The organism is Streptomyces sp. NPDC037126, assembly GCF_055605965.1.
In genome coordinates this window covers 275,148-293,286 of record NZ_JBVJTD010000007.1, presented here as the reverse complement: position 1 = coordinate 293,286, position 18,139 = coordinate 275,148, and the positions used below count along the sequence as shown (strand labels likewise).

Genomic DNA, 18,139 nt, shown 5'->3' with positions numbered 1-18,139 from the left:
GGTGGCATTCGGTGCCGCGGCGGGCCCGTGCGACGGCCACCGGCGTCGGACCGTCAGGCCGGCGCCGTGCGCAGGGCGCGCAGCACCGCCCAGACCACCGAGATCAGCGGGACGGCGACGATCGCGCCGATCACCCCCGCGACGATGCTGCCCGCGAGGACCGACACGGCGACGACCAGCGGATGCAGGCGTACCGCCCAGCTCATCACCAGGGGATGCAGCACATGGCCCTCCAGCTGGCCGATCACGACGATCAGCGCCAGTACGGCCATGGCGGTGAGCGGGCCCCGCCCGGCGAGCGCCACGACCGTGGCGACCGCGAGCGCGACGGGTGATCCCACGAGCGGCACGAACGCGGCGAAGAACTCCAGCAGCGTCAGCGGCAGCGCGAGCGGCACCCGCAGCACGAGCAGGGCGACACCGACCAGCACGGCGTTGGTGGCGGCCACGATGATGATGCCGCGCGTGTACCCGGCGAAGCTCCGCCAGGCCGCGCGCCCCGCCCGGTCCCAGGCCGGGCGCGCGCCGCGGGGCAGCAGCTGGTCGCGGATCCAGCCCCACAGCTGCTCCCCGGAGTGGATGAAGAAGACCGAGGCGAACAGGGCCAGCGCCCCGCCGGTGATCAGCTCGACCAGCCTGCCCAGGCCGGAGACGGCGCTGCTGAGCAGGTTCGACCTATGCGCGGCGATGTAGTTGGTCACCTGGCGTTCCAGGGCGGAGAGCCTGCCGGGGCTGAGCCGTAACGGAGGCCGCTGGAGCCACTGCTCGATACGGTGCACACCGCCGCGGAACTCGCCCGCGAGCCGGGGCGACTCGCCCGCCACCGCGTTGCCCACCAGGGCGAGCAGGGTCAGCAGCAGCATCAGGCTGCCCACCAGCACGATCGCCACGCACAGCGGCCTGGGCAGCACCCGGTTGAGGAGATCGGTGAGCGGCCGCAGCACCGAGGTGATCACCAGCGCCAGGAACAGGGCCACGGCGATGAGCTGGAAGCTGCCGAGGACCATGAAGACGCCGTAGACGACGATGCCGACGAGGATCAGCCGCCAGGCGTACGACGCGGCGATCCGCAGCCACGGCACCGTCCGTTCGGTCACCGGCGCCTGCGGCTCGGGGCGCGGCGAGGCCGAGAGCCGTACCGAGTACGCCGGCCGGCTGCCCAGCACCGCACGCCCCGGCCGGCCTCCGCCTCCCGGTCCGGCCGCCGCCCGCCGACGCTCATCGCCCACCTCAGCTCCCGCCTGCTCCGTCACCCCGGTCACGGCCGGTCACATGTACAGCACCGTAAGTGCAAGCCGGAGGAGGGGCTCGCGCAACGCGCCCGCGTGCGGGTCCCCGGAGGCCCTGGTCGACGGGCGGGTGGTCACAGGACCTTCACAGGCATTCCGGGTGGACGCGGACGGCCGGGGGCACTCGGGAGCTGTCCTCGGCCAGGAGGGGGTGACCTCCAGTGATCACCGTGGCGGTGTTGCTGCTCCCCGTGCTCAGCGTGTTGTTGTTCGGGCTCGATCAGGTCGAGGACCGATGGGTCATGCGCCCGGCGAGGCCGTCCCGGCACGCCCGCGCCCACCGGCGCCGCCGCGTGTGGCCGATCGGGCACCGCCCCACCCCCGGAGCCGAGCTGCCGGCGACGCACCGGCGCTGACCGGCGTCGTCTTCTCCGACGCCTTGGGCGCGCCCGGGCCGGCGCCACTCCGCCGGGGCACACCGGAGCCGCGGGTCGAACCCTCGGCACCGGATCCGCCCGACCGGGCCGGTGCCCGGCCCTCCCGCTCAGCCCGCCGTCCCCGTGTCGTCGGTCGCTCGGCCGACCGGCAGCAGCTGGCGGATGTCCGCGGGGAGCGCGCCCGCCATGCGCTCGGTCAGCTCGGGGGCGAGGGCGGCGTCGAGCACCTCCATCACGGCGGCGGCCTCCCGCAGGGCCGTGTCCTCGTCGGTGCCCGCACGGTCCGCGATGCGTCCCGCGAAGGCGGTCAGCCCGAACCGCTCGGCCGACGTTCCCGAGTCGCCGGACGCGTCGCACGCCCGCACCATCGCGTCCGCCATGTCGGGCGGCAGCTGCGCGGCCACATGGCGGGCGAGTCCGGACGGCAGCCGCTCCGACAGCGTGCTCACCACCGCGTGCGCGGCCCGCTCGGCGGTCCCCCGGTCGGGCAGCTGGGCGAGTGCCTGCACCTTCCCGATCATCTCGTCGTGATGCATGAGGCCGAACCCCTTCCTCACGAACCCACTCGACACCGCGGCACCCCGACACGGCCGCCCCCGCCGAGTACCCCCGATGACGGCAGGGACAGCACGACCGGGCACCCGCCGTCGGGCGGGGCGCCGGTGAACCCGGTAGCGCCGGACCCCGCTGCCCCGCGGCTCGTCCGTGACCTCGCGCGCCTCGCCCTCGCCCGTGCGGTGCGTGAACGGTGCCCGGAGAAAGCTCGTGACCTTGTCCCGGGTCAGCGGCCTGGACGTCTTGTACGTCGCCGCGCCCAGCAGTACGACGTCCCACGGCGGCACCTGCTGCGGCAGCCGCACGCCCCGGCGCCGGGCCAGCGTCGCGAACGTGCCGGCGCCCGCCGCGAACACGGAGGCCAGGACGGCTCAGCCGGCGAGGGGCGCCTCGCCCTCGTCGTCGCAGTGTGCGGCGTCCGTCGTCAGGGGGCCTCCCGGACCTCCTCCGTGCCCCGCGCGTGACCGGCCCCGCCAGCGGCGGGGACCGAGTTCCCCGGGGGTGCGGGCGACACGTGATCAAGGGCCGGTGGTGCCGTGGCGTGGGGCAGGCCACATATGACCTGTTTCGCACCCCCTCCCTGCCGTGCCCCGCGCCGGGCTACCGTGGCGTCGAGCCCCTGTTTCCCCTTCGCATCTCGGACGGCCCGGCTGTGCTCACTGATCTCTCCCCCCTGATAGCCGCGACGGCGCGCTGGCTGACGGTCGCCTACCCCGCGTCCGGCGGCGCGCTGGCCACGGCGCTGTGCGAGGCGCAGGCCCGGCAGGCCGCGACGGTGGCGGCATGGCTGCGCTACCCGACCGAGGTCGACGCGGCCCTCGTCGCGATGGCCGGCCCCGGCGGCGCCGGCCGACTGGACTGGATCACGGGTGCCGAGCCCGCCGACGGCGCACCGGCCGGCGAGCAGGCCTGGCGGACCTGGGTCGACGAGGTCGTGGCCAGCTGGGCGGCCGGTCTGCTCACCGATCCGGAGCTGGCCGGGCTCGCCGTCGCCGCCCTCGCCGACGGCGAGCACTCCTCGGGCGCACCGGCCGAGTTCCGGCGGCTGCTCGCCCCCGACGACGGCGACCGGCGCGCCGCCGCACTGCTGCGCCACCCCGACCTCCTCGCCCCGGTGGCCGAACTCCACCAGGGCGGGCTCATCGACCTGCTCAGGCCGGGCAGCGCCCTCGCCGCCTGACGTCGTCCGCCTGACGTCGACCGCATGAGGTCGACCGCCTGACGTCGTCCGGCCGGCGGCGCCCGCCCAGCACCCTGGACCGGGTCGGCGCGTTCCAGGATCCGGGCGGCTCGATCCGGATGGAGGAAGAGACCCGGCCGGGCGGGGAGAAACGCCGCAGCGGTCCTTCACGGCATCCGGCACAGGGACGAATATGCCGTGGCATGGACATTCTGCTCGTCGCCAGCGCGTTCAACAGCCTCTCCCAGCGCCTCTACGCCGAACTGTCGGACCAGGGCCACCGCGTGGACGTCGTCCTCGCCTCGCAGGGCCCGGACCCCGTCCGGGCCGCCGTCCAGGAGCTGCGCCCGGAACTGGTCGTCGCGCCGATGCTCAGGACGGCCCTGCCCGACGACGTCTGGCAGGAGCACACCTGCCTCGTCGTGCACCCGGGTCCGCCCGGTGACCGCGGACCCTCCTCGCTGGACTGGGCCATCGCCGAACAGGCACCCCGCTGGGGCGTCACCGTGCTCCAGGCCGAGGCGGGCATGGACGCGGGCCCCGTCTGGGCGGCGGAACCCTTTCCCGTGCCCCCCGTCGGCAAGAGCGACCTGTACCGCAACGAGGCCTCCGACGCCGCCGTGACCGCCGTCCTCGCGGCCGTACGACGCCACGCCGAGGGCTCGTACAAGCCCCGCCCGCAGAGCGACCCGTCGATCGGTGTCGTCTGGCGGGACTTCTTCCGCCAGGAGCGGCGCCGCATCGACTGGGAGCACGACGACACCGAGACCGTCCTCGGCAAGCTCCGCGGCGCCGACTCGCAGCCCGGTGTCCTCGACGAACTCCACGGACGTGAGGTGTTCCTGCACGGCGGGCACCCCGAGGACGTGCTGCGCGGCCGCCCGGGCGAGCTGCTCGCCCAGCGGGCCGGTGCCGTCTGCCGGGCCACCCGGGACGGCGCGGTCTGGATCCCCGAACTCCGCCCGCGCAAGAGCTCCGGCGACCCGGCGCCCTTCCGCCGCCCCGCCGCCTCGGTCCTCGCCGCCCACGAGCCCGGCCGTACCCTGCCCGAGGCCCCCGTGCCCCTCGAACTGCCGCCCGGGCGGCGCACGTTCACCGACATCCGCTACCGACAACAGGGCGACGTCGGCCTGCTGACCTTCTCCTTCCCGGGCGGCGCGATGAGCACCGGCCAGTGCCGCCGCCTGCTCGCCGCCTACGAGCACGCCCTCACCCGCCCCACCCGGGTCCTGGTGCTCGGCGGCGCCCGCGACTTCTTCTCCAACGGCATCCACCTGAACGTCATCGAGGCGGCGCCCGACCCGGCCGAGGAGTCCTGGGGCAACATCAACGCCATGGACGACCTCGTGGAGGCCGTCCTGCGCACCACCGACCGGCTGGTGGTGTCGGCGCTCGCCGGCAACGCGGCCGCCGGCGGTGTCATGCTCGCCCTCGCCGCCGACCAGGTGTGGTGCCGCACCGGCACCGTCCTCAACCCGCACTACCGGCGCATGGGCCTGTACGGCTCGGAGTTCTGGACGTACTCGCTGCCGCGCCGCGTGGGGCCGGAGCACGCCCACCGGCTGACCGCCGAGGCGCTGCCCCTGAGCGCCGCGGCCGCCGAGCGGCTCGGGCTCGTGGACCGGCTCGTGACCGCCGCGCCCGGGCACTTCGCGGTCGAGGTGGAGCGGCTCGCGACGGGCCTCGCCGCCGCCCCCGACCTGGACCTGCGGATCGCCGCCAAGGCGGCCGCACACGCGGCGGACGAACGGGAGCGGCCCCTCGCCGAGTACCGGCGGGCCGAACTCGCCCGGATGCACGCTATCTTCTTCGACCCCGCGGCGCCCTACCACGCCCTGCGCTCGGCCTTCGTCCGCAAGGTGCCGACGGGCTCGCCCCGGCCCCTCGCCGCGCCCGCCGGGGAGGTCCGATGACGGCGCCGCTGCTGGTCGCGGGCGTGGGCAACATCTTCCTCGCGGACGACGCCTTCGGCCCCGAGGTGATCCGTGCCCTCGACCAGAGGCCCCTGCCGCCCGGAGCGCGGGTGCACGACTTCGGCATCCGCGGCCTGGATCTCGCCTACGCCCTGCTCGGCGGCTGCGTCACCGCCGTCCTGGTCGACGCGGCCCGGCGCGGCCACCGCCCCGGCACCCTCTCCCTGATCGAGGCCGAACCCCCGGACGGCACCGTGCCGCCCGAGGCACACGGGATGGACCCCGCGAAGGTGCTGGCCCTGGCCACCCACCTGGGCGACGAGCCGCTGCCCCGGGTGCTCGTCCTGGCCTGCGAGCCGGAGGTGCTGCCCGGCGGCGGCGAGGACATCCTGCCGGGACTCAGCGCACCCGTGCGGGCGGCCGTCGACCATGCCGTGGACGCGCTGCACACGCTGGTCCCCGTCCTGCTGGCCGATCCGCACGCACCCGCACCGTCATTGGGCCGCCCGGTGGAATCCGGGCCCCCGCACGCGGCTGCGCTGCCCGCCCACGGGGCCCGCACCGCCGAAGATCGGTGACACCCCGGGCCGCGCGGGACGCGGCCCGGGCCCCGCCGCCGAATCCGAGGAGCAGCGCCCATGTGCCGGTCCGACGTCAGACAGGCCGTCCTGGCGAAGAACGACGACCTTGCCGCCAGCCTGCGCGAGGACCTGGCCCGGCAGGGCGTGACCGTGGTCAACCTGCTGTCCAGCCCGGGCAGCGGCAAGACCGAACTCCTCGGCCGCGTACTGGCCGCCGCGGTCGAGCGGGGCGTGCCGGTGGCCGCCCTCACAGCCGACCTCGCCACCGAGAACGACGCCGTCCGCCTCGCCCGGTCCGGCGCGCCCGTGCAGCAGCTGCTCACCGACGGGCTGTGCCACCTGGAGGCCGGCCAGGTACGCGCCCGGCTGGCGGGCTGGCTGCCGGCGGACACCTCCGTGCTCTTCGTGGAGAACGTCGGCAACCTCGTCTGCCCGGCCTCCTACGACCTCGGCGAGACCCTGAGGATCGTGCTGATGGCGGTCACCGAGGGCGAGGACAAGCCGCTGAAGTACCCGACCGCCTTCGGCTCCGCCCACCTGGTCGTCATCACCAAGACCGACCTCGCCGGGGCGGCCGGTTTCGACGAGGCCGCCTTCCGGGAGAACGTCCACCGGGTCAACCCGGGCGTGGAGATCGTACGGTCCTGCGCCCGCACCGGGGACGGCGTCGGCACCCTCCTCGACCGGGCCCTCGCCACCCTCGACGGCGCCCCCGCGCACCGGCCCCCGCTCGCCCCGCACCCGCACGGCCACCACCACAGCCCGTCGGCGCCGGTCGCATGACCGCGCCGGCCACCGGGGTGGTCCGGCGCCGGCTCACCGTGCGCGGGACCGTGCAGGGCGTCGGGTTCCGGCCGTACGTGCACCGCCTGGCCGCCGAACTCGCCCTGACCGGGTTCGTCGGCAATACCGGGGACGGCGTGCTCATCGAGGTCGAGGGCCCGCCGGACGGGGTGGACCGCTTCTGCGACCTGCTGGCCCACCGCCCACCGCCCCTGGCCACGGTGACGGACATCGCGGGGCAGGACCTGCCCGCCACCGGCGACGCCGGGCCCTTCGCCATCCGTTCCACCGACCGGGCCACCGGCCGCACCCAGCTGCCGCCCGACACCGCGACCTGCGCCGACTGCCTGCGCGAGCTGGCCGATCCGGCCGACCGCCGCCACCGCCACCCGTTCATCACCTGCACCCACTGCGGCCCCCGCTTCACCATCGCCACCGGCATGCCGTACGACCGCGCGGCGACCACCATGGCGGGCTTCCCGATGTGCCCGGCCTGCGCCCGGGAGTACGGCGATCCGGCCGACCGGCGCTTCCACGCCCAGCCCGTCGCCTGCCCGGACTGCGGACCCCGGCTGACCCTGACCGCCGCCGACGGCCTCGGGATCCGCCCGGCCCGGGACGCGGACGCCCTCGCCGCCGCGCGGGAGCTGCTCGCCGCCGGGCGGATCGTCGCCGTCAAGGGGGTCGGCGGCTACCACCTGGCCTGCGACGCCACGGACGCGCAGGCCGTCGCCGCCCTGCGCGACCGCAAGGAACGGGGTGGCAAGGCCTTCGCGGTGATGTGCGCCGACCTGGCCACCGCGGAGCGCATCGCGGTCCTCTCCGACGCCGAACGGGCCGCCCTCACCGGCGCCCGCCGCCCCATCGTCCTGCTGCGCCGCCGCACACCGGCGGACGGCCCCCGGCTGGCCGACCAGGTCTGCCCCGGCAGCCCGCACGTCGGTGTGATGCTGCCCTACACCCCCGTGCACACCCTCCTGTTCGGGCTGCCCGGCGATCCGCCCGGCCCCCGCGCGCTGGTCATGACCAGCGGCAACCGGTCCGGGGAACCCATCGTCACCGACGACGTCGAGGCGCTGACCCGGCTCGCCGGCCTCGCCGACGCCTGGCTCGCCCACGACCGGCCCATCGCCTCCCCCTGCGACGACTCCCTGGTGCGGGTGCGCCCCGACGGCACCGAACAGGTGCTGCGCCGCTCCCGCGGACACGCACCCCGCCCGCTGCGCCTGCCGGTCCCGGTCCCGCCCACCCTCGCGGTCGGCGGCGACCTGAAGAACGTGCTGTGCCTCGGCGAGGGCGACCAGGCATGGCTGGGACCGCACATCGGTGACATGGGCGACCTGGCGACGCTCGAAGCGGCCCGCCGGGCCGAGCTGCACCTCACCCGGCTCACCGGCGTCACCCCGGGCCTGGTGGCGGCGGACCGGCACCCGGGCTACCACTCGACCGCCTGGGCCCGCCGGCGTGCCGGGCGGCTCCCCGTGCGGCTGGTCCAGCACCACCACGCCCACATCGCCTCAGCCATGGCCGAACACGGCCTCGACGGCACCACCCCGGTCATCGGGATCGCCTTCGACGGCACCGGGTACGGCGACGACGGCACGGTGTGGGGCGGCGAGATCCTGCTCGCCGACTACACCGGCTACCGCCGCTTCGCCCACCTCGCCCCCGCCCCGCTGCCCGGCGGCGACGCCGGCGTGGCCAACCCCTGCCGGCTGGCCCTGGCCCGGCTGTGGGCCGCCGGGCTGCCGTGGGACCCGGAACTGCCCAGCGTCGCCGCCTGCTCGACATCCGAACTCGCCGTGCTGCGACAGCAGTTGGACAAGCAGGTGGCCTGCGTGCCGACGTCCAGCATGGGCCGCCTCTTCGACGCCGTCGCCTCCCTTGTGGGCGTGTGCCACCGCGCCGGCTACGAGGCCCAGGCGGCCCTGGAGCTGGAGGCGGCGGGGACCCAGGCCCGGGACGCCGACGCGGAGGCGTACCCCTTCGGCCTCACCGGCGGGGACGTCCTCGCCTGCACCCCCACCCCGATGTTCAAGGCCCTGCTCGCGGACCTGCGGCGGCGCACCCCCGCCCCGGTGCTCGCGGTCCGCTTCCACCGGGGCGTGGCCCGGGCCGTCACGGAGATCTGCCGCCGGGCCCGGACGGCGACCGGCCTGAGTACGGTCGCCCTGACCGGCGGGGTCTTCGCCAACGCCCTGCTGGAGCAGGAGTGCGCGCGGCTGCTCGGCACCGACGGCTTCACGATCCTGCGGCACGGCGAAGTGCCCCCGAACGACGGCGGACTGGCGCTCGGCCAGCTCGTGGTCGCGGGAACCGCAACCCACCACGAGACGGAGTGACCCATGTGTCTGGCTGTGCCCGGCAAGGTCGTGTCCATCGACCACCGCGCCGACCCCCTCACCGGACTGATCGACTTCGGCGGCGTACAGAAACAGGCCTGCCTGGAGTACCTGCCCGATGTGCGGGTCGGTGAGTACGTGATCGTCCACGTCGGCTTCGCGCTGCAGCGGCTGGACGAGGAGTCGGCCCGGGCGTCCCTGGAGCTGTTCGAGCAACTGGGGCTGCTGGAGGAGGAGTTCGGGGACGCGTGGGAACAGGCCGCGCGGCAGGAGAGCGGGAGTGAGATCCGGTGAAGTACATCGACGAGTTCAACGACCCCGAGCTGGCACGCCGGCTGCTGGACGAGATCCGGGCCACGGCCACCCGGCCGTGGGCCCTGATGGAGGTCTGCGGCGGCCAGACGCACTCCATCATCCGGCACGGGATCGACCAACTGCTGCCCGAGCAGGTGGAGTTGATTCACGGCCCCGGCTGCCCGGTGTGCGTCACACCGCTGGAGGTCATCGACAAGGCCCTGGAGATCGCCGCCCGTCCCGAGGTGATCTTCTGCTCCTTCGGGGACATGCTGCGTGTGCCCGGCACCGACCGGGACCTGTTCCGGGTCAAGGGCGAGGGCGGTGACGTCCGGGTGGTGTACTCGCCGATGGACGCGCTCGACCTGGCCCGGAAGAACCCCGGCCGGCAGGTCGTGTTCTTCGCCATCGGCTTCGAGACGACCGCCCCCGCCAACGCCATGACCGTGCACCAGGCCCGCCGCCTGGGCATCGACAACTTCAGCCTGCTGGTGTCCCACGTCCGGGTCCCCCCGGCCATCGAGGCGATCATGACCGCCCCCAGCTGCCGGGTGCAGGGCTTCCTCGCCGCCGGGCACGTGTGCAGCGTGATGGGCACCGCCGAGTACCCGGACCTGGCCGACCGGCACCGGGTGCCGATCGTCGTCACCGGCTTCGAGCCGCTCGACATCCTCGAGGGCATCCGGCGCGCCGTCCATCAGCTGGAGCGCGGCGAGCACCGGATCGAGAACGCCTACCCGCGGGCCGTGCGCGACCAGGGCAACCCGGCCGCCCTGCGCATGATCGAGGAGGTCTTCGAGGTCGCCGACCGCAACTGGCGCGGCATCGGCCGCATCCCGGACAGCGGCTGGCGGCTCAGCGACGCCTTCCGCGCGTTCGACGCGGAGCACCGCTTCGACGTCTCCGGCATCCGCACCGAGGAGCCCGCCGTGTGCCGGGCCGGCGAGGTCCTCCAGGGCCTGATCAAGCCGACCGAGTGCGAGGCGTTCGGCAAGGCCTGCACCCCGCGCACCCCGCTCGGAGCCACCATGGTCTCCAACGAGGGTGCCTGCGCCGCCTACTACCTGTACCGCCGTATGAACGCCCCGGCACCCCAGGGATCCCGCATCCCGCAGGAGGAGATGAACACCGTTGGCTGACCTCGCTCCCACCGAAGCGGCGGCCGTCGACCCCGCGAACTGGACCTGCCCGGCCCCGCTGCGCGACCAGCCCGTCGTGGTCATGGGCCACGGCGGGGGCGGCGCCCTGTCCGCCGAGCTGATCGACCAGGTCTTCGCCCCCGCCTACGGCAACCCCACCCTGGCCGCGATGACCGACTCGGCCGTCGTCGGCATGGGGGGCGCCCGGATCGCGTTCTCCACCGACTCCTACGTCGTACGCCCGCTGTTCTTCCCCGGCGGCTGCCTCGGCGACCTCGCCGTCAACGGCACCGTCAACGACCTGGCGATGAGCGGCGCCCGGCCCGCCTACCTCTCCACGGCCTTCATCCTGGAGGAGGGGGTGCGGCTCGCCGACGTCGGGCGGATCGCGTACGCGATCGGCGCGGCGGCCGAGGCCGCGGGCGTCACCGTGGCCACCGGGGACACCAAGGTGGTCGAGTCCGGGCACGGCGACGGCGTCTACGTCACCACCGCCGGTATCGGCCTCGTCCCCGAGGGGGTCGACATCCGCCCGCAGCGCGCCCGGCCGGGTGACGCCGTCATCGTCAGCGGCCCCATCGGGCTGCACGGCGTGGCCATCATGAGCGTGCGCGAGGGCCTGGAGTTCGGGGTCGAGCTGGCCTCCGACACCGCGCCGCTGGCCGGCCTGGTCGCGGCCATGCTGGATGTCACCAAGGACGTCCATGTGCTGCGCGACCCCACCCGGGGCGGCCTAGGCACGTCCCTGAACGAGATCGCCCGCGCCTCCGGCACCGGGGTGCGGCTGCGCGAGCGGGCCGTCCCCGTCCCGGACGAGGTGGCGAACGCCTGCGGTTTCCTCGGTCTCGACCCGCTGTACGTAGCCAACGAGGGCAGGCTCGTCGCCTTCGTGCCCCCGCAGCACGCCGAGGCGGTCCTTGCGGCGATGCACGCGCATCCGCAGGGCGTCGGCGCTGCGGTCATCGGCGAGTGCGTCGAGGACCACCCAGGGATGGTCGTCGTCGCCACCGGCCTCGGCGGCACCCGGGTCGTGGACCTGCCGCTCGGGGAGCAGCTGCCCCGCATCTGCTGACCGGCCTCCGGCCCCGCTGCAGGCAGCGGGGCCGGAGCTCATGCTTCGACGCCGGTGATCTCCAGTTCCCGTCCGCTGCGCAGATCCTGCGAGGGCAGGTCACAGCCCGGGCACCAGAAGAACGGCGGCATGCCGACGGCGAACTCCTCGGCACACCCCCCGCACCAGGCCCGCGCGGTCACCGGTTCCACGACGAGCCGCGCGCCGGAGAGCGCCGTGCCGTCGCGGGCCACCTCGAAGGCGAAGTGGAGAGCGTCCGGCACGACTCCGGCCAGCTCACCGACGCGGACGGTCACGGACGACACACGGTCCGAACCGTCCGCGCGGGCGATCTCCGCGGCCTGCTCCACGATCGCGGTCGCGATCGACAGTTCGTGCACGGCCGGCTCAGGGATAGCGGCGGTTGGCGCGCAGCCCGCCGGTCATCCGGTAGATGCGCAACTCGCGGAGGATTCCCGGGAGTTCCTTGACGAAGAGGGCCACGACCACGCTGCCCACCACCGCGGCCTGGGCCGCCAGCAGCTGACGCCCCGACATTCCGGTCCGGGCGGTCCTTCGTCTCGTGCCCATGTTCATGACGGTCACTTTTCCGCTCCCTCATCCCGGCGAGATGTTCGGCATGTCCTTGATCAGCGCGTCGTGCCGCTTCCACTGGACACCGGTGGATCGGCGCGCGTCGGAGCTGCCGTCCTTGTGGTGTCCGGTCTGGTGCTTGTACGGACCCCTGTTGCCCTGGTGCAGTCCGGGCACATGGCTGGGCGTGTCGGGCTTCGCCTGGGCGCGGCCCACTCGGATGCTGCCCATGTCGGTTCTCCTTCCGGGTCTCACGACCGCTCGGTCAGCCCCCTGAAGAACTGTTCTACGGCCGGCCAGACCCGGCCGCCACCGGAGAGGCCCCGCCACTCGCGGCGGACGACGGCGATCATCCGGTAGCAGTCGTCGACCGGCACGATCCAGTGCTCGTCGAGGCCGCGCACGGTGTTCACCAGCAGCGCCTCCACGTCGGGTGCCATGGCGGCGAGTGGGGGAACCGTGGCGGCCAGCCGCTGCCAGGCCGCCGGGTCCACCTCCCAGCGCATGGCCCCGGCCGGGCTCGGCCCCTGGGCCTCGACCGTCCCGTCGGAGCGCGGCACGAAGAACACCAGCCCCACCGGCACGCCCAGCACCGCCGTGTCCACCGGTGCCAGCCGCGACCGGCGCCGGGGCACGAGCCGGTAGCGGCCCTCGCCGGACCCGTCGTCGGCGAACAGCACCGAGCAGGGGCCGCACACGCACCGCACCTCGGCGGCGCCGGTGTCGTACAGATGGGGGTGTTCCTCGGCGACGCGGGCGGCGCACAGCTCGCAGATCTCGACGTCGGCCGTGGCCGCCCGGTCGGCCGCGGAGCGGATGACCCGGGCCAGTGCTCCGTCCACGGTCACCGCGCCTCCTGCGGCACGGCCCGGCGCTTGATCGTGTTCAGCGGTACGAACGCGGGCGCCGACTTGCGCGTGGCGGTGCCGTCGGTGTCCGGGAGCGTCTCCACGGAGGCCAGCTCGGGGGCGGCGGCCAGCACCGCGGCCCGGACGGCCTCGGCGATGTCCGCGGAGCCGCCGCCGCAGCCGGAACCGCATCCGCCGCCGGAGGTCAGCCGCACCCGTGCCACCCGCCCCTCGACGCCGGCCCACTCCAGGTCGCCGCCCCGCTCGCGCACCGCAGGCCGGAGCTTCTCGACCGCGCGGGCGGCCCGGCGCTCCGGGGTCTCGGGGTGGATGTCGTGCAGGACCAGCAGATGCCCGACCAGCTCGTCGTCGGCGAGCCGCTCCAGCGACCGCTCGTCGGTGTGGTCCAGCACCCTGGCGAGGGCCTCGCCGTAGACCTCGGTCAGCAGCCGCACCGCCTCCAGGGCCGGGCCGGTAGCGGACTCCAGCCCCGCCAGCACCTCGTCGAGCCGGGCGAGCCGCGCCTCGACCGCCGGGTCCGGGAGCCGCACCGTGTCAGCCATGGTTGGCTCCGTACGTCGGCGAGTGCACCGTGGTCAGGGTCTTGCCCTTGCCCATGTACATGTGCACGCCGCAGGGCAGACAGGGGTCGAAGCTGCGCACGGTGCGCATGATGTCGACGCCCTTGAAGTCGTCGGGCCCGTTCTCCTCGAAGATCGGCTGGCCCTGGACCGCGTCCTCGTACGGCCCCGGGGTGCCGTAGATGTCGCGGGGGCTGGCGTTCCACGGGGTCGGCGGGTACGGGTGGTAGTTGGCGATCTTCTTGTCGCGGATGACCAGGTGGTGGGAGAGGACACCGCGCACCGCCTCGTGGAAGCCGCAGCCGATCGACTCGTCCGGCACCTCGAAGTTCTCGTACACCTTCGTGTCGCCGCTCTGCAGCATCCCCATGGCCTCCTCCAGGAACTGCAGGGCCATGGCGGCGGCGTACGCGATGAAGTAGGGCCGGGCGCGGTCCCGTTCGAGGGTGTTGCTCCACTTCGGGGGACGCCACTCCAGGGTCGTCTCCGGCAGTTTCTCGCCCTTGGGCAGGGTGATGCGGATGACGCCGCCGGACGACTTGACGTACGGCGTGTCGACGAGACCGCTGAGCGCGGTCGACCACAGCCGGGCCAGGGGGCCGCCGCCGGTGTCCAGCGCCAGGTGCTCGTCCGTCTGCGGGTTGAGCCAGCGCGGGCTCATCACCCAGCTGTAGTTGCCCTCGAACTCGCGCTTCTGCGGCACCGGCACCGTCGTCTGGTTCCACGGGTGGCGCATGTCCACGGGGTTGCCCAGCGGGTCGTGGGTGACGAACGGGTCCTCGTTCACCCAGTCCTCGTAGTAGGAGCTGCCCAGCATGATGCGCAGCCCGAGGTTGATGTCGATCAGGTTGTTGGTGACCAGCTTCCCGTCGACGATGATGCCCGGGGTGACGTACATCGCCTTGCCCCAGTTGTTCATCGTCTCGTAGCGGTAGTCGACGACGTCGGGGTTCTGGAAGGCGCCCCAGCAGCCCAGCAGGATGCGGCGCTTGCCGACCTCCTCGTAGCCGGGCAGCGCCTCGTAGAAGAAGTCGAAGACGTCGTCGTTCATCGCCACCGCCTTCTTGATGAAGTCGATGACACGCATCAGCCGGCTCAGGTAGTCGGTGAAGGTGTTCGGCTGCGGCATCGTGCCGACCCCGCCCGGGTACAGCGTGGAGGGGTGGACGTGCCGCCCCTCCATCAGGCAGAACATCTCCCGGGTGATGCGGCTGACCTTCAGCGCCTCCTTGTAGACCTCACCCTCGAAGGGGTTGAAGGCCTTCATGATCTCGGCGATGGTGCGGTAGCCGTGGACGTCCCCGCGGGGCGCGTCGGTGCGCCCGGCGCGGGCCAGTACAGCGGGGTTGGTGGCCTTGACCATCGCCTCGCAGAAGTCCACGAAGACCAGGTTGTCCTGGAAGATCGTGTGGTCGAAGATGTACTCCGCCGCCTCGCCCAGGTTGGTGATGTGCTCGGCCAGCTTCGGCGGCTTGACGCCGTAGGCCATCTGCTGGGCGTAGTTGGAGCACGTGGTGTGGTTGTCACCGCAGATACCGCAGATCCGCGAGGTGATGAACCCGGCGTCCCGCGGGTCCTTGCCCTTCATGAACACCGAATAGCCGCGGAACAGCGACGAGGTGCTGTGGCACTCCACTACTTCCTGGTTGGCGAAGTCGATCTTCGTGTAGATGCCCAGGTTGCCGATGATCCGGGTGATCGGATCCCAGGACATGTCCACGATCTGGGCGGGTTTGCGTCCTGCGGTCCGCGATTGGGTGGTGGTCATCTGCGGTACTGCCCCTTGCTGTTCGGGTCCGGCGGCGGGTGGGTGACGGGGTGGGGACGGATGGCGTCAGGCACGCCAGTGCGGGTCGTAACCGCTGGTCAGCTTGCGCTTGTTGTGGCGCCACTTGGGCTCGTGGTTGACCATGTCGTTGGTCAGCCCGCGCAGTCGGCGGATGACCGCCCCGTAGGGCCTGATCACCATCGACGACAGGGTGCCGCCCGGGGGTTCGTCCATGAACGGCATGAAGGCGTCGGGGAAGCTGGGCATCGTGCAGCCGATGCAGATGCCGCCGACGTTCGGGCAGCCGCCGATGCCGGCCATCCAGCCGCGCTTGGGCACGTTGCAGTTGACGACAGGGCCCCAGCAGCCGACCTTCACCTGGCACTTGGGGGAGTTGTAGTCCTTCGAGAAGTCGCCCTGCTCGTAGTACGCGGCCCGGTCGCAGCCCTCGTGCACGGTCTTCCCGAACAGCCACTGCGGGCGCAGCATGTGGTCCAGCGGCGGCGGGGGAGCCGAACCGGCCGCGTGCCGCAGGACCCAGACGAGGGTCTCCATGAAGTTCTCGGGCTGGATGGGACAGCCGGGCACGTTGACGACCGGCAGCCCCGACCGGGCCTTGAACTCCCAGCCCAGGTAGTCCGCGAGGCCCATGCAGCCGGTCGGGTTGCCCGCCATGGCGTGGATGCCGCCGAACGTGGCACAGGTGCCGGCCGCGACCACCGCCCAGGCCTTGGGCGCGAGCTGGTCGATCCACCAGTTCAGGGTCTGCGGCTCCCCGGTGTCGGGGTCGTTGCCGAACGACGTCCAGTAGCCGTCGCCCTCGATGATGTTCTGGTTGGGGATCGAACCCTCGATCACCAGGATGAACGGGGCCAGTTCACCGCGGGCGGCCGCGCGGTACGGGGCCAGGAAGTCCTCGCCGCCCAGGCTCGGCGACAGCACCTTGTTGACGAGGTTCACCTTCGGCAGACCCGGGATGAGGCCGAGCACCACGTCCTCGATGGACGGCTGCCCCGCGGCGGTCAGCGACACGGTGTCGCCGTCACAGCTCATGCCCTCGGAGATCCAGAGGATGGTGATCTCGTCGAAGCCCTGCCGCGCCTCGGACCCGCCGGGCTCGCCGCGCATTTCGGTGGTACCGCTCTGTGTGGTCATGTCTGCGGCCTCCGTCGCAGTCGGTCGGCGGCCTGGCCGGGGGAGGCCGGCGGGGCCTTGGGCGCGAGGGGTTCGACCTCGTCGGGGCGGAAGTAGTGGAAACGGCCGTACCAGCCGTGCAGTTCGGCCGCCGGATCGTCGTCGACGGTGACGGCGATCCGCACGCTGCCGTCGACGTCGTGGAAGACCGCGCTGACCCGGGCGGACCGGCCGTCCAGGAACATGTCCTGGGCGTCGGCGCCCCGCAGGCGCGGGCGCAGCCGCACCGGGCTGCCGGCGCCGACGGGCACCCCGTCCACCAGCACCGTGTCGGTGGCCGGGGACAGGCCTTCGTCGCCGCCCTCCTGCCACCAGGCGGGCCGTTCGGCGGGCGGCGCGGCGGGGGTCAGGGAACGGATCGCGCCGTGCAGCCGCTCGTAGACCTCGCGGGGCATGGTGTCGACCCGGTCCAGGATGCGCGCGGCCCGCGGATCGGTGGCGCGGGCCTCCGCCTTCTCCTCGTCGGTCAGCAGCATCGTGCGCAGCGTGAGGATCTCGTCGATCTCCGCCGCGTCGTGCAGGTCGCCCGGGCTCTCCGGCGCCACCTGGGGGTGGTCCGGGAGGATGATCGGGGCCGAGAGCATGACCGGGCCGGTCTCGCCGGCGCCGCTGTCCGGACGCGGGGGCGCGCCGCCGAGGACGGGGAACGTGAACGCGTTGCGGCAGTCGCGCGCCTGCCCGGCGAGTTCCGCGGGCGGATCGATCAGCGAGACGAACTCCAGCCCGTCCCCGCCGAGCAGGGTGTGGGTGGCGATCAGCGCGTCGCGCAGCGCCTCGCCCCGGGCCGCCCGCGGGTCGGCCGCGTCCCCGGTGTTCTCGGTCCGGACCCGCAGCCGGTACAGCCCAGCGGCGAGCGGCTCGGCGGTGACCGTCAGGGCGGCCCGCAGCTCACGGTGGCGCCGTACGGTTCGGCCCGCGTGCGCCGGGAGCGGCTCGTACTCGGTGCCGGCGGGCGCGCCCACGGCGACGGTGCGTCCGCCGTGCAGCAGTTCCGCCAGCGGCACCGTCAGCCCGGTCTCGCGCGGCACCGCCTCGTCGAAGGAGAGGTGGGTGGCACCGTCGTCCGTCCGCAGCGACTCGACCGGGCGATGGCCACCGGCCGCGTCGGCGGCCTCCACCTGCTTGTGCTGCATCTGCAGGTACCGCACCCGCAGCCGTACGACGGCGTCGTCGCGCCGCGCCCGCACCAGGCACTCCGTCTGCTGGTACCAGGAGTCCGCCGACCCGGAGATGCCGGGCGCGACCGGCCCGTCCCGCTCCACCCAGGTGCGGGGCAGCAGCACCCCGAACTGCCAGCGGACCCGGTTCTTCGGCGAGGACCGGCGGTACGGGTACAGCAGGTACCCCTCGTACAGCACGGCGTCGGCGACGGCACCCATCTGCTCGAAGGCCCGGTCGGGCCGGGCACACGCCGCGCCGGCACCGTCCATGAGCGCAGTGCCGCTCCCGCCGACCTGGTCCGGCATGCCGCCTCCTCGTCACTGGTGCACCGGGGGACTTCTTCCACCACGGTCACACCCGTCACGGGCCCTCGCCCCTCCGGCGCACCCACATTGGGCCGCTCAGGGGACAAGGGCACTGCCGGGTGGCGAGAACGCGCGAGTCCACCGGGCATCCTCCGGCAGCCGGGTCACCGCGTCCGCGCCGGGC

The 18,139-nt window shown here is 73.7% G+C and carries 19 protein-coding genes and 1 pseudogene; 9 read left to right on the top strand and 11 right to left on the bottom strand.

Annotated features, from left to right (window positions below; translation table 11 throughout):
* Positions 1-53: 53 nt before the first annotated feature.
* Positions 54-1,229: an AI-2E family transporter gene (locus tag ACZ7FF_RS18915; protein ID WP_470813351.1), complete on the bottom strand. Its 1,176-nt coding sequence runs from the start codon at positions 1,227-1,229 to the stop codon at positions 54-56.
* A 230-nt stretch (positions 1,230-1,459) separates the two neighbouring features.
* Between ACZ7FF_RS18915 and ACZ7FF_RS18910 the strand changes: the two genes are divergently transcribed.
* Complete coding sequence (locus ACZ7FF_RS18910; protein ID WP_470813350.1) at positions 1,460-1,645, top strand: hypothetical protein; 186 nt, start codon at positions 1,460-1,462, stop codon at positions 1,643-1,645.
* A 128-nt stretch (positions 1,646-1,773) separates the two neighbouring features.
* Here ACZ7FF_RS18910 and ACZ7FF_RS18905 read toward each other — a convergent pair whose 3' ends face one another.
* Both ACZ7FF_RS18905 and ACZ7FF_RS18900 read right to left on the bottom strand, forming a co-directional pair.
* Positions 1,774-2,202, bottom strand: coding sequence for a DUF2267 domain-containing protein (locus tag ACZ7FF_RS18905; RefSeq protein ID WP_470813398.1), 429 nt, complete (start codon positions 2,200-2,202; stop codon positions 1,774-1,776).
* 150 nt (positions 2,203-2,352) lie between these two features.
* Positions 2,353-2,508 (bottom strand): annotated as a pseudogene (locus ACZ7FF_RS18900) (DUF1360 domain-containing protein); the annotation flags it as partial.
* A 365-nt stretch (positions 2,509-2,873) separates the two neighbouring features.
* On the opposite strand from ACZ7FF_RS18900, the gene ACZ7FF_RS18895 reads away from it, so the two are divergent.
* The 8 genes from ACZ7FF_RS18895 (at position 2,874) to hypE (ending at position 11,525) form a co-directional block, all read left to right on the top strand.
* Complete coding sequence (locus ACZ7FF_RS18895) at positions 2,874-3,401, top strand: hypothetical protein (protein ID WP_470813349.1); 528 nt, start codon at positions 2,874-2,876, stop codon at positions 3,399-3,401.
* Between the two features lie 203 nt (positions 3,402-3,604).
* The gene (locus tag ACZ7FF_RS18890) at positions 3,605-5,314 is read left to right on the top strand and encodes an enoyl-CoA hydratase-related protein (RefSeq protein WP_470813348.1); all 1,710 of its coding nucleotides are present in this window, start codon (positions 3,605-3,607) and stop codon (positions 5,312-5,314) included.
* A complete protein-coding gene (locus ACZ7FF_RS18885) occupies positions 5,311-5,892 on the top strand; it encodes a hydrogenase maturation protease (protein WP_470813347.1) in 582 nt (193 codons plus the stop codon). Before ACZ7FF_RS18890 ends, ACZ7FF_RS18885 begins: the two co-directional genes overlap by 4 nt.
* Positions 5,893-5,952: 60 nt before the next feature.
* Positions 5,953-6,678: a hydrogenase nickel incorporation protein HypB gene (gene hypB / locus ACZ7FF_RS18880; RefSeq protein WP_470813346.1), complete on the top strand. Its 726-nt coding sequence runs from the start codon at positions 5,953-5,955 to the stop codon at positions 6,676-6,678.
* Positions 6,675-9,020 (top strand): carbamoyltransferase HypF, encoded by a 2,346-nt coding sequence (gene hypF, locus ACZ7FF_RS18875; RefSeq protein WP_470813345.1) that lies wholly within the window; start codon positions 6,675-6,677, stop codon positions 9,018-9,020. The genes hypB and hypF overlap by 4 nt, the downstream gene beginning before the upstream one ends.
* 3 nt (positions 9,021-9,023) lie before the next feature.
* Complete coding sequence (locus ACZ7FF_RS18870) at positions 9,024-9,314, top strand: HypC/HybG/HupF family hydrogenase formation chaperone (protein WP_470813344.1); 291 nt, start codon at positions 9,024-9,026, stop codon at positions 9,312-9,314.
* Positions 9,311-10,453, top strand: coding sequence for a hydrogenase formation protein HypD (gene hypD, locus ACZ7FF_RS18865; protein WP_470813343.1), 1,143 nt, complete (start codon positions 9,311-9,313; stop codon positions 10,451-10,453). Before ACZ7FF_RS18870 ends, hypD begins: the two co-directional genes overlap by 4 nt.
* A complete protein-coding gene (gene hypE / locus ACZ7FF_RS18860) occupies positions 10,446-11,525 on the top strand; it encodes a hydrogenase expression/formation protein HypE (RefSeq protein ID WP_470813342.1) in 1,080 nt (359 codons plus the stop codon). The genes hypD and hypE overlap by 8 nt, the downstream gene beginning before the upstream one ends.
* A 38-nt stretch (positions 11,526-11,563) precedes the next feature.
* Here hypE and hypA read toward each other — a convergent pair whose 3' ends face one another.
* From hypA to ACZ7FF_RS18820, 8 genes are all read right to left on the bottom strand, one after another.
* Positions 11,564-11,905, bottom strand: a complete 342-nt coding sequence (gene hypA / locus ACZ7FF_RS18855; protein WP_470813341.1) for a hydrogenase maturation nickel metallochaperone HypA — start codon at positions 11,903-11,905, stop codon at positions 11,564-11,566.
* A 7-nt stretch (positions 11,906-11,912) separates the two neighbouring features.
* The gene (locus ACZ7FF_RS18850; RefSeq protein ID WP_470813397.1) at positions 11,913-12,101 is read right to left on the bottom strand and encodes a hypothetical protein; all 189 of its coding nucleotides are present in this window, start codon (positions 12,099-12,101) and stop codon (positions 11,913-11,915) included.
* 21 nt (positions 12,102-12,122) lie between these two features.
* Positions 12,123-12,329, bottom strand: coding sequence for a hypothetical protein (locus ACZ7FF_RS18845; protein ID WP_470813340.1), 207 nt, complete (start codon positions 12,327-12,329; stop codon positions 12,123-12,125).
* A gap of 20 nt (positions 12,330-12,349) precedes the next feature.
* Positions 12,350-12,946, bottom strand: coding sequence for a DUF5947 family protein (locus ACZ7FF_RS18840; protein WP_470813339.1), 597 nt, complete (start codon positions 12,944-12,946; stop codon positions 12,350-12,352).
* Positions 12,943-13,509, bottom strand: a complete 567-nt coding sequence (locus ACZ7FF_RS18835; RefSeq protein WP_470813338.1) for a NifU family protein — start codon at positions 13,507-13,509, stop codon at positions 12,943-12,945. Before ACZ7FF_RS18835 ends, ACZ7FF_RS18840 begins: the two co-directional genes overlap by 4 nt.
* Positions 13,502-15,295 carry a nickel-dependent hydrogenase large subunit gene (locus ACZ7FF_RS18830; RefSeq protein WP_470813337.1) on the bottom strand — a complete coding sequence of 598 codons (1,794 nt, stop codon included), beginning with the start codon at positions 15,293-15,295 and terminating at the stop codon, positions 13,502-13,504. Before ACZ7FF_RS18830 ends, ACZ7FF_RS18835 begins: the two co-directional genes overlap by 8 nt.
* 66 nt (positions 15,296-15,361) lie before the next feature.
* Entirely contained in the window at positions 15,362-16,450 is a 1,089-nt protein-coding gene (locus ACZ7FF_RS18825) for an NADH-quinone oxidoreductase subunit B family protein (RefSeq protein ID WP_470813336.1), read from the bottom strand.
* Positions 16,447-17,955, bottom strand: coding sequence for a hypothetical protein (locus ACZ7FF_RS18820; RefSeq protein WP_470813335.1), 1,509 nt, complete (start codon positions 17,953-17,955; stop codon positions 16,447-16,449). The genes ACZ7FF_RS18825 and ACZ7FF_RS18820 overlap by 4 nt, the downstream gene beginning before the upstream one ends.
* Positions 17,956-18,139 lie beyond the last annotated feature (184 nt).